A 13,305-nucleotide genomic window follows, 5' to 3' on the forward strand; every position below is an offset into this window, starting at 1 on the left:
CCATGAACGCTATTACTGCAGAATCCCTCCTGCTGTTTGATGACGGAGAAAAGAAAGAAATCCTTATCGACACCAACCAGCGAGGCGACCCAGGTGTACAGGCCGCGCTGATGGATTTAATGAATAAGCATCCAGGGATCAAACATCGTTTTGTTACTCTCTCGGACTTACGTGAGGCGAAAAAAAACCAGGCTGCTCAACCTCAGGCCAGCGATAAGGCTGGTTTGACGCTGGCAGATCTGGGTGGCGACAGCAGCCACAGTGAGCAACGGATCCTGAACTATTTCTCAGTGGCCAGAAAGCTCGGCTCCTCAGATATTCACTTCCTGATTTCAGACTCGCTCTTCCAGGTCAAAATGCGGGTTCACGGCTATTTACATGTGGTGGATGAACGTCAGAGAGAGGAAGGAATGTCCCTCTGTGCCACCTGTATTCTCTCTATGTCGGATGTGTCAGAAACCAGTTTCTACCCACACCGTGAGCAGGATGCACGACTCTCTCCAGCCATGATGCGGAAAATAGGCCTGTTTGGTGCCCGCTACAGCCACCGTCCAACTGGCGATGGTCTGATTGCGGTAATGCGCCTTATCCCGGATGACGGCAATAACGTACCTGACTTTCTACAACTGGGGTATTTGCCCGAACAAATCAAGCTACTGATACGCATGATTGACCGCCCTGAAGGGAAAATCATTCTCTCGGGACCTACCGGTTCTGGTAAGTCCACTACGCTGCGTACCGCCTGTCGGGTATACCTCGATACCAACCCCGGGCAACACCTTCTGACCATTGAAGATCCGCTTGAGGGACAGGTCGTGGGTGCTGTTCAGACCCCGATCATCTGCGACAAATCTGATGAAGAAGCAGTACATATCGCCTGGGGAAAAGCCATCTCGTCAGCTTTGCGACTGGACCCTGACTCAATCATGATGCAGGAAATGCGCGACCTTATCTCGATGCTGGCCACCATTTATGCCGCCCAGACCGGACACCTGGTGATGACTACGCTACACACAAACTCTGCACTCGGTATCCCGGAACGCATGGTTACGCTCGGCATTAACGAAAATCTGCTGTGTGATGCCCAGTTATTGATTGGACTTATCAGCCAGCGCCTGGTGCCCACGCTATGTCCTGAATGTCGTATATCCTGGCAGGATAAGGTCGCCAGCCTGACTCTCGAGGAAAAGGACTGGCTGGAGAAATACTGCAACATTGAAGGTATCTGTTCGACCGATAAGCTCTATTTCCACAACCCAGAGGGATGTGAAGCATGTACACAAGTGGTGGAGATAAACGGTCAGGTTCGCGGTAAAGTCGGTCAGGGGATCAGGGGGCGTACCGTCATTGCCGAGGTTATCGAGACCAATAACCGTCTTTTTAAGCTGCTGAAAACAGACGGCAAAGTCGCGGCGCGCCAATACTGGATAAATCACATGCAGGGGATCAGCCGTGTCCGGCACGTCCTGCATAAAATCAACGAAGGACTGGTCGACCCGCTGATGGCCAACCGTATCATTCCGCTCGATGAAGATGAACGTCTGGAGGTGGATGATGCGTGAAATGCACGTCCTGAAACGACTCCGATATACCCTGGTTCGCAAGACGTTCAGCGGTCGATACCGTGTTCAGTTCTATGATGCCCTGCGATTTCTGATTGAAAACCAGCAACAACTTAAGCCTTCACTGGAGAAAATGCGCAATGCTTGGACAAACTTCGGCCAGAACTGGCATCCCTACGTTGAGCTGACGGATGACTGTGTTGATGCCTTAAGGGAAAACAGCGGGGAAAAAACGCTGGAGCGTACGCTCTCCCGATGGCTACCGGCCGCAGAAGCGTCCGTCATAAGCGCAGGCATACGCAGTGAGTCACTACCACGCGCGCTAAGATACGCCTGTGCTCTGACCAGCGCCGGTAAGCGTATTCGTGCTGCAGTATGGCAGATGGCCATCTATCCGATCGGCTTTGCCATCATGATGGCCAGCACCATTTATGTGCTGAATACTGAGTTACTTCCCACGTTGACAGAAATCAGCCCGCCAGAGAACTGGACCGGTGCACTCGGCTTTCTTTATGGTATCTCGCTGTATTTCAGTGAATATGGCGTAATAACTGCCATCGCTACTATCGCATCAACTATCTGGACTATCTGGTCACTCCCCCGCTGGCACCGCCCCGACAAACTTCGCCGTGCATTCGACGGTCTGATGCCATGGTCGGTTTATAAGGATATTCAGGGTGCAACTTTCCTGTTGAACATCGGTGCACTACTGCAGTCCGGTGTCAAAACTAAAGACGCGCTGGAGATTCTGCAGGAAACGGCATCCCCCTGGCTTGCTGTGCGTATCGAAGCAATTACCGAACACGTTCGTGAAGGTAAACATTTCGGGCTGGCCCTGAAAGATTGCGGTTATGACTTTCCGTCGCAGGAAGCTGCCAACTTTCTCTCCCTTCTACAGGGGGACGGCGATGATGAAATCATAATTAACTACGGCCAGCGCTGGCTTGAACAAACTCTGGAGCGAGTAGCAAAACGTGCAGTCGTTATCCGCGGTCTCATGTTCCTGGCAATGATCCTGATGCTTTTGCTTCTGGTCCTTGTCGTTATGGATATCAATGCCCTTAACAGCTCGTCGGGCGCTTTTTAAACGAGGAAAAATCATGCAATTTAATTCCGAATCAACTTCTCAGACATACAAACCGGTTAAGACAGTGTTGCACCATCGAGGCTGGGGGTTTCTGGAACAGGGGAGTATTGCCCTGATCGTCCTGGTCGTCATCGGCCTTGTGCTGGCGGGATACTTCGCCCTCAAAAATAACGTCAACGTGGGTAAGGAATCATCGAATATTCAATCTCTCATCACCAGTACACAAAACCTGCTGAAAGGGGGAGATGGTTACACATTCACTTCCGGAGCCAAAATGATGGGCGCGCTTATCCAGATGAAAGTCCAGCCTAAAAGTATGACTGTACGGGGTACAGCCTCTTCCGGGACTGCCACACTTTACAATGGATGGGGTGGTGCAGTGACACTGTCACCTGTAACCGTGTCTGGATTCTCAAACGGATTCTCATTGACCTACGAAATGGTTCCTCAGGATGCCTGCGTCTCGCTCGCCACACAGCTCAGCCGAGCCAAAATTGCTGATGCCATTACCGTCAACTCCACGGCACACAGTGATGGAATCGTGACAACCGAAGAAGCCAGCGCACAATGCACAGCTGACAATGGGAGTACCGGTACTAACAAGCTGATCTTCACGCTTAACAGCTAAGGAGACGATATGCGGAGGGAACGCATTCTCTCCTGCTACCTGGCAATGATGCTGCTCATTTTTTCCCTTTCCCCAGGTCCATTGATGGCCAGTTCGAACTCCCCTCCTGATACGTTTGATGCCTGCTTTAATAGTGCCGGTGCCCGATACCAGATAGAGCCACTGCTGCTTAAGGCAATGGCCAAAGGGGAGTCCTGGCTCCGACCATGGGTCACAAACACTAACAGGGATAAAAAGGGCAATCCGGTCAGCACGGACTATGGGTTGATGCAGATAAATTCAACCCATGTGCCAAAGCTCATCCGAATGGGCATCATCCAGAGTGCAGAAGACCTGCTGAAACGACCCTGTCTGAATATTCAGATCGGGGCGTGGATACTGGCCAGCCACTTTCAGGTATGTGGTGTGACATGGAATTGCCTCGGGTCTTACAACGCTGGATTTCGTAAGGACAGGCACGAAACTCGCGAACAGTATGCCAACCGTATCTGGGGGTTCTATCTGGAACTGAAAGGCCTTCGAGTCTGTCGGCAGGAGAAAGGAAAGCGAATATGCGAACCATCATAGTCACCAGCCTGGCAACAGCATGGAGCCTGCCGTTACTGCTGGGTTTTGCGCTAATTGGCAGATGCCTGATGTGGAGAGTACTCGACTTTCTGGAAGATACCACTGCTCATAGTAAGGAGCGGAACTCGCTTCTAACTGCTGGGATTTGGCTTTTCGCCACGTTCAGTATGATCGCTGCCCTGTCACCGGCTCCAATTGCCGATCGGGCTGCTGCCATCATGATGATGGGCTTCCTGCTTCAGTCCGGTATCACCGACGCAGTCAGTGGATATTTGCCACGTACTTTCACAGCACGTCTGTTACTTGGAGGACTTATTTGGGGAGTAACAAAAGACGTTTCGATTGCAGGTGTATATACGCAATTGGTGGAAATCGCTGTGGTGGGCGGCCTGATGACGTTGCTGAGTATCCTGATAAACCGGGGCGATCAGCGTCTTGGTCGGGGAGATTTATGGCTGATAACAGGTCTGACGGCCTGGATGGGGGGGAAAGATGCAGCACTGGCCACTCTGTTTGGTGCTGCAGCCTTTATGCTCTGGCTGCTAACCTGGCATTTGTCCGGAAAAAAAGAGGGGCCGCTTGGCCCCTGGTTGTGTCTTAGCGGGAGTCTCTTCCAGTTATCCAATCTGTATCAACCTGTATGGATATCAATCTTATGAAAAAGCACGATCGTGGCTGGGCGAATCTTGATGTTGCTCTGGCGCTCATAGTTGTGATGGCAATGACCGTCTTTGGACTCACTAAATACAAAGACTGGCAGCAGGAGAAAAACTGGCAGGTTGAAGCCTCCCATATCAGTACATACGCAGCTGCTGCACGGGGATACGTCGGTCGTAACTACGCCACTTTGTTAAGCGCAACCAGTACCACCGCGCCGACAGTGATAACTACGGCCATGCTTAAAAACACGGGTTTCCTGCCGTCCGGTTTCACCGAAACAAACAGTCAGGGTCAGCGTTTGAACACTTATCTGGTCAGGAATGGGCAAAACACGGAGTTACTACAGGGCATGGTAGTATCCAGCGGTGGCAGTGTATACCCGGACAAGGCATTGAGGCTGATATCAAGGGATATCAAAACCGGTTTCGGGGGCTACATTGATGATGGTAAAACCGCCACAGGTGCCCTGCGTTCTTGGAAAATCCTGCTGAGCAGTTACGGTGCCACCTCTGGTAATGGACATATTGCAGTACTCCTCTCAACAGATGAGCTGTCTGGTGCGCAGGAGGACAACGACAGGCTGTACCGTTTTCAGGTAAATGGGCGTCCCGATCTGAATAAAATGCACACTGCTATCGACATGGGTGGTAACAACCTGAACAGTGTCGGCACCATTAATGGCCAGACTGGAACATTTAGCGGAAACGTCAGTGGGTCAAACGGTATTTTTACCAGTAATGTCAGCGGTGCAAACGGTAGTTTCACCCAAAACATTACAGCCGGAGCACAGGTAAAAGGAGCAACGGTCCGTGCCGACAGCGACATTAGCGCCGGACGCAATATTACGGCAACTAACGAGGTTTCTGGTGCCACAGTCAAAGCAACAGGCAACTTGTCAGCAGGTGGGGTTTTGCAGTTGGATCGGATCAATGTTGCAGGCATCGCTTGTTACCCGAATGGGCAGATAAGCCGCGATGCCAATGGCGGCATACTTTCCTGTCAATCCGGTGCGTGGACGTCCAGCGGCAAGGTATCAGCATTTGAAATGATTCAAGGAAATGATGCTTGTGGCAAATACGTCTACTCAAAAGCCTACTGTCCTGCCGGAAAACAATTGATTTCGGGTGGCTGGGTTCTCTCAAACTGGACAGGTGGTAACGGGTGGAACGCCCCAGATTCCTCAATGCCATCACCATCAGATAATGCCTGGCAACTTGTTACTGGAGGTGGTGTTACGGGTGGAACGTGTATGCGCGCAATAGCGTGGTGTGCTAAAAATTAACTGAATGATAAACTTGGATAAATCCTCAAGCACAAGCAAAGGAAGCCGCTAATAATGCTTACGTATCTCTTCAGTACATTAAGAAACAGGTTGAAAGTACCGACTGCCAGAAACCTCTTCAACACAACAAATCTTCGAAGAAAATCACGCAACAAGTTGCTCAAAAAATCAGGGGTTGTCATAACTGGCGAAAGCGCAGTAACCCCCCCATTTTTTTATGAATATGGTCGCATAACGATCGGTCAAGGTGTCTACATCAACACTGGATGTGTCTTCCTCGATCATGCGTCAATTTCGATAGGCGACAATACCCTGATTGGACCGAATGTCACACTGACGACAGCCAGCCATGAAACTTCGCCTGAATTGAGATGTAGTGGCGTTACTCAGGCTCCAATCAGTATTGGCCATAAGGTATGGCTAGGAGCAGGCGTCGTCGTTTTACCGGGCGTTACAATTGGCAATAACAGCGTTATAGCGGCAAACAGCGTAGTACGTTCGGATGTACCAGAAAATACGTTGTACGCAGGTTCTCCTGCTGTTTTTAAACGCAACATATGATATGGGTTACTGGAAACGAAACACATTAAAACTGCCGTAATCGCACCCATAAGCCATCATTCCATTTGATGTAATCGAGAACGATTGGCCATCAGGAACATCAAATGAAAAACTTCCAGATTTCTGCCACTGAGAGTTACCATCGATTGAGTGTGCAACAGTAAGGCCGCCAACTGTAGCTGTCAGTGAAAACGTATTGGCACAGTTATCTGAGTTACCAAAGTTGATTTTTTTGGGGGGGGGATTGCCTCCCCAGGCATATATTTTAAACTGCTTTCCAGTTGTGTTGCTGCTACTAAAAAAGCCTTTAAATGCTCCGAGAGAGGTGTAAATACCATCAGATGGAGAGGGGGAACGCCAGGCACCGGATTGACAGTCACACTGACTCTGTTGAGTTCATGTTTATGAGCAGCTAATTATGAAGCTGCATTTCCCTGTTAAATCCGTTCGGTTAGTGCCTGGGTGAAAGACATATTCATCATAGTAGCCGCATGTAACCACTCGGTTTGCATCTACGGCAGCAACTTGACCGGCGAAGTAATTTGGTTTCCATCCATGTGGATTTTCGCTATTGCTGACACTCCAGGTGCATTGGTTTTGGCTAAAACCTGTGGGCAGCGGAATCTGTTGCCCGTTGCCGATTAAACCCGTTAAAACTGTACTCCCTATGTTCCTGCGCCAGACACCGGATTGACAGTTAGAAACAGTTGATCATAACAGCACCGCCTAATGTATTAGTTTGCCAGAGGTACTTACCTTCACCATCCGGCCCGGCTACTGGGTAGATCTGCGATCCACCACCTTGTCCGTAATGCCCTAAAGCACAATATCTGGCCCATGTAATATTGTTGACACCAACTGGAGAAGCGACAGAAAAAAAACCGATTTTCAAACCACTATTCCACACGCCGGATTGACAGTTTCCTCAACCGGCTTTGACTATGTAGTTAAACGCAACGTTCTTAGGGCGTACTTCACTACCATTTGAGTAGTAATGATCCATACCGTTATGATGGCCTTCGAGCCTACCACCAGTATTAAGGATCATATTACTTTGGTCTTTTTGGTAACTGAGAATAGCTCGTCCATTGTCGAGGCCGCGCCCATTATCCCAACCACGTATAAATGTGCCGCGTAGATCGGGTAATACACATCCAGGATAAACAATAGCCAGTTTAGGGTTAGAACCGCATGAAAAGCTCTGCCCTGCCATTAAAAAGAAACCTGGTGGGGGTGTTGTGGAAGGCCACGGAATAGGGCTACCAACAGGGTAGCTGTCAGATCCGCCCCACACGCCGGATTGACAGATTAATTAATTCAGTCTGACTGCAAAACATCTAACGTTATCTATAGTGCAAGTTTGGTTATCTTCTGTACAAGCATCAGATCCAGTGGCGACCCAACCTTGTGCCGTTAACCCGCTCGAATTCAAGGAAGTCTGGCAAATATCGCCGTAGTTATTCCCTGAATTTACTGACCATGTGTAACGCTGTATTTTTTTTTCCCCAGAATTAGCCCAGGCACCGGATTGACAGAATTATTGCATTTTTCTCTTAAGGCTTTATTTTCTTCACCTTTTAGGAGTAATGATGTCTTCCGTTGCGCGTATTAGAAAAATGCCCCTCAGTCGTGGCCTCGATAAATATTACGAATCAGTATCTGTTCATAAAAAGGGCCACCTTCAGGAGTTTTACCGAACCAACGTCATTAAGCGCCACCCACTGGCCAGCAGGAATATGGACGAAATCACCACGGTTGATATTGCCGCCTACCGTGATGAAAGACTGACCCAGCGCAACCCCAGGACGGGGAACCCTATCACCGGTAATACAGTAAGACTTGAGCTGGCGCTATTGTCATCACTTTTCGGTATTGCACGTGTGGAATGGGGAACCTGCCGTAGCAATCCGGTCGAATTAGTGCGTAAACCAAAAGTATCAAAAGGTCGTGATCGCCGCCTGACATCCACTGAAGAGCGCAGACTGTCCCGGTATTTCCGCGAGCGAAACTTAATGCTGTATATAATCTTTCATCTCGCGCTGGAGACGGCCATGCGTCAGGGTGAAATCCTTAACCTGAAATGGGAATATATTGACCTGCAGCATGGTGTCGCACACCTGCCAGACACCAAGAATGGGTCATCGCGTGACGTCCCCCTCTCACGTAAGGCACGCAATCTGCTTCAGATGATGCCGGCCCTGCTCAAAGGTAAAGTATTTTCATATACGTCATCCGGTTTCAAAAGCGCCTGGCGGCTCGCCCTCAAGGCCCTCACTATCGAAAATCTGCATTTTCATGATCTTCGGCACGAGGCCATCAGTCGCTTTTTCGAGCTCGGTACATTGAACGTTATGGAGGTCGCTGCCATTTCGGGTCATCGGTCGATGAATATGCTTAAACGCTACACCCATTTGAGAGCTTACCAACTAGTCAGCAAGCTGGACGCGCGACGGCGCCAGACTCAAAAGATTGCCCCCTACTTCGTACCTTATCCCGCACTGGTAGAACAGGATTGCGGAAGTACTGGTGACATAAGAGTGATGATATGCGACTTCGAAAACTTGATGGTGTCGGCGCCGACCCGCGAACTTGCCCTGACCCGCGCCAGCGAACTGCTACTACGCACTCTGGCACTTGCTGCCCAGCGCGGCGAACGAGTCCCTGCACCAGGGGAACTCCCTATCAAGACAAATGACCACATCATGATTTGTCCGCTTAACCCCGACCAGGCTCTCTCGGCCCGGGCGTAACCTTTATCCTGGAGGGACTGTGTATCTGATTATCCTTTCAGCAGTACCGCTGACATTACTGCTGTATTGCCCGGTAATGACAGTCGTTAGTGCCGTGACGCCCTGGACAGGGTTTCGCACGGCCTCGGTTAGTCATCGAAAGAAGCATTACACTACCCTGCACCTTTCGACATTTGACCGGGTTGGTCATCTTAATCTTCATCGTGCAGCGCGCTTTCACCGTAGTTTTCTTGCCACGTTGCAACTGGCGTTACAAAGGGACAGCGCCCCCGTGTATTTCACATCCCATTTGATGCGCCCGGCACACATGAAAAGCATGACCCTCCTGATGGGAAAAATGGACGATACACACCGCTGGCGCTGGACCACAGTATCGATTCCTCCTGCCGTCAGGAACGGGATACGGCTACAAACACTGGTACAGGAATGGCGCTGGATTACCGTACCGGAAACCGGCGTGCTTGTGCTCATTCGACCGCGCCGGAGAACGAGTTAAAACGACAATACACAAACGCAATTAAAACGCACACGCAAACGCAGTCGATCTACAAGATCGAATTAACTCGTTATACATGCGCGTCACGATTAATTATTCTTTAACTCACTGAACCGCAAGATGTAATTTTACTTAAGGGGGCCACGTGGCAAACAGTCTTACCGCAATTTTCACCTCGCTTCTGGCGCTCCCCGACCTTGATCGGAACAGGATTGCAGAACTGCTTCAACGCAATGAAAAGAAGCCTATGCAGACCACGTCACTCCGAATGAGGCCCGGCACCCGCCAGCTGATTGATGAGTTATCCGGCAAGATTGGGATATCTCAATCGGAGCTACTGAATCTGGTTATAGAAGGTTCTCTGCGAGATATTTTCCTGCCGTTCAGCAATACCGCGCTTAGTATCATCGATCGCTTTGAGGTGCTAATGCAGGCACATGAGCTTGACCCGACTGATATCGCAGAGTTGCTTTCGTCATGGAATGTTCGGGTGAGCGTACTGCAGGACAGGGAACGAACGATGGACTATCTGTCCACTCCGCTCCTGCAGGCGCTCGCTCAGTGGTTTTTCGTTTCACCGGACTGGTTGTTAGGCAGGAATGTTCCAACGGTCGACACCACCCTGGCTCGACATCAATGGCCACAAACGGAAGATGCCTTACGGAAGATAATAATTCCTTCAGATGAGAATAATAATGACAGCGTTATTTTCTGGACAACCGAACATACAGGTGAGGATGAATATCAGGAACAAACCGGCATATTAATTAAGAAGAAAATTTCTTCATCACTGCTGACATATTTCCCGGTGTTATCCATTATTCCGCTCGTTCTGAATAAAGAGCAAAAATACTGGAAAGAACGCCTCCTCATGGAACATGCCGCAACAGGCACTCTGCGCACCGTCACGGTCAGCAAGGGACTATCCACAGCGCTTGAACAAGGAATAACGCTACCTGCACTTATATTCAAACAGCTTTAAACCACGCAGAAATATTGAATTAAAAAAGAAAAAGAAATTTTTGATGCTGCCGCATCAAGACCTTCTTTTGCCCAAAATCCAGACTTGATTACAGGAAATTTAATGATGAAAAAGACTTACATTGCAAAAACACTGATTTCTTCCGCCATCATGATGGCTTTTCATGCAGGTGCAGCAACCTCCTACATGGAAGCCCGCAGCGATGCCATGGGGGGCACCGGCGTGGCCTCTGCACACTACGGCACTGCTGCCTTATCCAACCCGGCACTCCTGACGAAGTTTGGCGCGAATGATGACTTCAGTCTGGTGCTGCCGTCCGTGGGTGTCCAGGTGGCAGACCCCAATAAGGCCATAGATACTGCCGATGACGTGAAAGATCTGTGGAACAATTTTGACAATGCTGTCGACAGCCAAAGCGGTGTTAGCGAAAGCGCTGCCGCGTTACGCAATAAGCTGGAAGATTTGAAAGATGTGAAGGCAAACGGGCAGGTCGGGGCATCTGTTATTGCCACCACCCCGAATAAAGTACTCCCATTTGCTGTTGTCGTGAAATCCTGGGGCACCGTTTCCGTAAATGGCACGGTCAGCGACCACGATCTGCAGTATCTCGACAAAATCGCAAGCGGGGCCATACCGGCGGATGCGGTAGACAAAGATGCACTAACGTCCCGAGCCTATGGTCGGGCGGCCGTCATCACCGACGTAGGTGTGGCTATGGCGCATGAATTTGAAACGGCAGGACACAGCTGGTCACTGGGCATTACACCCAAGTATCAGCGAATCGATCTTTTCAATTACAGCGCAACGGTAAACGACTTCGACAAAAATGACGTGAACTCAGACGATTACCACAACACCAAAACCGGATTTAACGCCGACATCGGTCTGGCCACAAACCTCGGAGATAACTGGATGCTAGGTCTGGCGGTACAGAACATCATTGCCCGCAGTGTTGACACTAAAGAAGTGAACGGCGAGAAAGAAACGTTCAAAGTGAAACCTCAAGCCACTGCTGGCGTCGCCTGGAGCAACAACGTCCTGACTACCGCACTCGATGTGGATCTGACCGAAGCCAGCCGTTTTGAGCGAGATGACAAACGCCAGTTCGCCAGTGTAGGGGCTGAGTTGAACGCCTGGAGCTGGATGCAGGTTCGTGCTGGTTATCGCCAGAACATGGTCTCCAGCGAGGGTAACGCCTTCACCGCAGGTCTGGGCTTCTCACCGTTTGATGTAGTACACCTGGACCTTACCGGTATAGCCGGAACTGATCGTACCTACGGCGCGGTTGCGCAGTTGCAGTTCACGTTCTGATAATCATAGGGAAGCCCGCAATGGGCTTCCTCTGCCGTTTACTTCCGATCAATATCTCAACCGTCTGCAAAACTCCGTATCCCTGAATCTTCTGGCTTTAACCTCAGTCGCCCTCCCGGCAAGGTAACTACTATGAACTACTTAATTCTTCCCGGCGTGCTGGCTATCTCTCTTCTTGCCGGCTGCCAGCCCTGGATTCCGCCATCGACGCCTCCAGCTTCTGTTTCTCCTGACCGCTACGGCGCAGCATCATCCGTCGCCGTTGCCCGTCACACGCAATATCAGATGTGGAATAACGGTCTTTGGTCCGGTTCGAAAATTGTACCATCGTCCATGGAAATCATACGTACCAACAGTGCTGACGTTTCCTTCGACTGGGAAGGTGATGCTGTGGAGTTGCTGGCTGAACTGGCGCGTGCACGCGGCCTGCAGTTCAACTACAGCGGCGTGCGTCTGCCCTTACCCGTAACGCTACACGTTCGGGGTATGACGTTCAGCAACGTGCTGCGCGTGATTGAAGCGCAGACAGCATGGCGAGCTACCCTGAATCAGTATCCAGGACTGCTGCAGCTCAATTTCATGCAACCGGAGACAAGTAAGAAATGAAATATTTTCTCTTATTACTTTTCCCTGCGCTGCTCCTGACCGGTTGTGCCACCGAGCGTCCTGCGCCAACAACTGATGCGAGTGTTCCTCCACCGGATATGCAGGCCTGGCTCAATCCGGAGCGACAAAGACCAGACAGTATTTCCGAAACTCGCTGGCAGATGCTTACTGATGCCGGCAGAACACTGGGATTTCGGGGGGGTAAATCTCAGCGTGCGTGGGAGTTGACCCAGGCGCTAAATGCCCGCGAGTCCACCCTCAATGCCCTTTACGATTTCCGGCCGCTTATCAGCCCTGAGGGCTGGCTGCCGCCGGTTATCGATGAAGCGCAGGACGTTGCACACATCACTCCTAATCAAATCCGCACCGCCTCAAAGGTTTGGACCATTATCCGACCGGAGAGATTTGTCAGTAACCCGCCCAGTTGGCGCAGTTGGTTACTTCGCGGGCTGGCCACCACGGCAACCCCGGGCACAGAAGGACTGGTCGTGCCGGAAGACAGCTCTCAGAGAAAGGTATGGGAAGACGCGCTGAAAAAAGGCTGGCAGGAAGGTCGCGCAAATGCCGACCTGACCCTTGAAGCCAGTATGAATCAGCTCACCCGTGATTATCGGGGCATGATGCTTTACTCCCTGCTCTGGCGTCGGGGCATGATTTCCCGACCGGAAGTTACCGAACAACAACAGACTGTAACCGGCAGTGGCCAGAAACTCGTTACTGGCGATCGCGTACGCCGACTCAAATCACATGCGTCGTTTGAACTCCAGAAGTCCCGCTGGCGCCCGTCTGTTACCATTCAGTAAGGAGTTTTCT

Annotated in this window: 13 protein-coding genes and 1 pseudogene; 13 read left to right on the forward strand and 1 reads right to left on the reverse strand. The window is 50.6% G+C overall.

Annotated elements, in window-relative coordinates; all coding sequences use genetic code 11:
• Positions 1–2: 2 nt before the first annotated feature.
• The 7 genes from BZK40_RS20185 to BZK40_RS20215 all read left to right on the forward strand — a co-directional run bounded on the left by BZK40_RS20185 (position 3) and on the right by BZK40_RS20215 (position 6,347).
• The gene (locus tag BZK40_RS20185; protein WP_048227627.1) at positions 3–1,562 is read left to right on the forward strand and encodes a GspE/PulE family protein; all 1,560 of its coding nucleotides are present in this window, start codon (positions 3–5) and stop codon (positions 1,560–1,562) included.
• Positions 1,555–2,649 (forward strand): type II secretion system F family protein, encoded by a 1,095-nt coding sequence (locus tag BZK40_RS20190; RefSeq protein ID WP_040231337.1) that lies wholly within the window; start codon positions 1,555–1,557, stop codon positions 2,647–2,649. The genes BZK40_RS20185 and BZK40_RS20190 overlap by 8 nt, the downstream gene beginning before the upstream one ends.
• Before the next feature lie 13 nt (positions 2,650–2,662).
• Positions 2,663–3,277 carry a type 4 pilus major pilin gene (locus BZK40_RS20195; protein WP_052463753.1) on the forward strand — a complete coding sequence of 205 codons (615 nt, stop codon included), beginning with the start codon at positions 2,663–2,665 and terminating at the stop codon, positions 3,275–3,277.
• An 84-nt stretch (positions 3,278–3,361) separates the two neighbouring features.
• Complete coding sequence (locus BZK40_RS20200) at positions 3,362–3,844, forward strand: lytic transglycosylase domain-containing protein (RefSeq protein WP_069325157.1); 483 nt, start codon at positions 3,362–3,364, stop codon at positions 3,842–3,844.
• Positions 3,829–4,503 carry a prepilin peptidase gene (locus BZK40_RS20205; protein ID WP_048227628.1) on the forward strand — a complete coding sequence of 225 codons (675 nt, stop codon included), beginning with the start codon at positions 3,829–3,831 and terminating at the stop codon, positions 4,501–4,503. Before BZK40_RS20200 ends, BZK40_RS20205 begins: the two co-directional genes overlap by 16 nt.
• Positions 4,485–5,786 carry a shufflon system plasmid conjugative transfer pilus tip adhesin PilV gene (gene pilV, locus BZK40_RS20210; RefSeq protein ID WP_407056912.1) on the forward strand — a complete coding sequence of 434 codons (1,302 nt, stop codon included), beginning with the start codon at positions 4,485–4,487 and terminating at the stop codon, positions 5,784–5,786. The genes BZK40_RS20205 and pilV overlap by 19 nt, the downstream gene beginning before the upstream one ends.
• Positions 5,787–5,840: 54 nt before the next feature.
• Positions 5,841–6,347, forward strand: coding sequence for a sugar O-acetyltransferase (locus tag BZK40_RS20215; RefSeq protein ID WP_077223963.1), 507 nt, complete (start codon positions 5,841–5,843; stop codon positions 6,345–6,347).
• Between the two features lie 925 nt (positions 6,348–7,272).
• Here the strand turns inward: BZK40_RS20215 and BZK40_RS20225 are convergent.
• Positions 7,273–7,659 (reverse strand): annotated as a pseudogene (locus BZK40_RS20225) (phage tail protein); the annotation flags it as partial.
• Positions 7,660–7,933: 274 nt separating this feature from the next.
• Here BZK40_RS20225 and BZK40_RS20230 point away from each other — a divergent pair.
• From BZK40_RS20230 to BZK40_RS20250, 6 genes are all read left to right on the forward strand, one after another.
• Positions 7,934–9,097, forward strand: a complete 1,164-nt coding sequence (locus BZK40_RS20230; RefSeq protein WP_370450876.1) for a site-specific integrase — start codon at positions 7,934–7,936, stop codon at positions 9,095–9,097.
• Positions 9,098–9,116: 19 nt separating this feature from the next.
• Positions 9,117–9,593, forward strand: coding sequence for a hypothetical protein (locus BZK40_RS24535; RefSeq protein WP_127674287.1), 477 nt, complete (start codon positions 9,117–9,119; stop codon positions 9,591–9,593).
• 145 nt (positions 9,594–9,738) lie between these two features.
• On the forward strand, positions 9,739–10,575 hold the full coding sequence (locus BZK40_RS20235; RefSeq protein ID WP_048227630.1) for a hypothetical protein: 837 nt from the start codon (positions 9,739–9,741) through the stop codon (positions 10,573–10,575).
• 102 nt (positions 10,576–10,677) lie between these two features.
• Positions 10,678–11,886, forward strand: a complete 1,209-nt coding sequence (locus tag BZK40_RS20240) for a conjugal transfer protein TraF (RefSeq protein ID WP_048227631.1) — start codon at positions 10,678–10,680, stop codon at positions 11,884–11,886.
• 132 nt (positions 11,887–12,018) lie between these two features.
• The gene (locus BZK40_RS20245) at positions 12,019–12,492 is read left to right on the forward strand and encodes a DotD/TraH family lipoprotein (RefSeq protein ID WP_048227632.1); all 474 of its coding nucleotides are present in this window, start codon (positions 12,019–12,021) and stop codon (positions 12,490–12,492) included.
• Positions 12,489–13,295: a type IV secretory system conjugative DNA transfer family protein gene (locus tag BZK40_RS20250; protein ID WP_048227633.1), complete on the forward strand. Its 807-nt coding sequence runs from the start codon at positions 12,489–12,491 to the stop codon at positions 13,293–13,295. The genes BZK40_RS20245 and BZK40_RS20250 overlap by 4 nt, the downstream gene beginning before the upstream one ends.
• The last annotated feature ends 10 nt before the right edge of the window (positions 13,296–13,305 follow it).

This window comes from Citrobacter portucalensis, from assembly GCF_002042885.1.
In the GTDB taxonomy this organism is placed as follows: domain Bacteria; phylum Pseudomonadota; class Gammaproteobacteria; order Enterobacterales; family Enterobacteriaceae; genus Citrobacter; species Citrobacter portucalensis.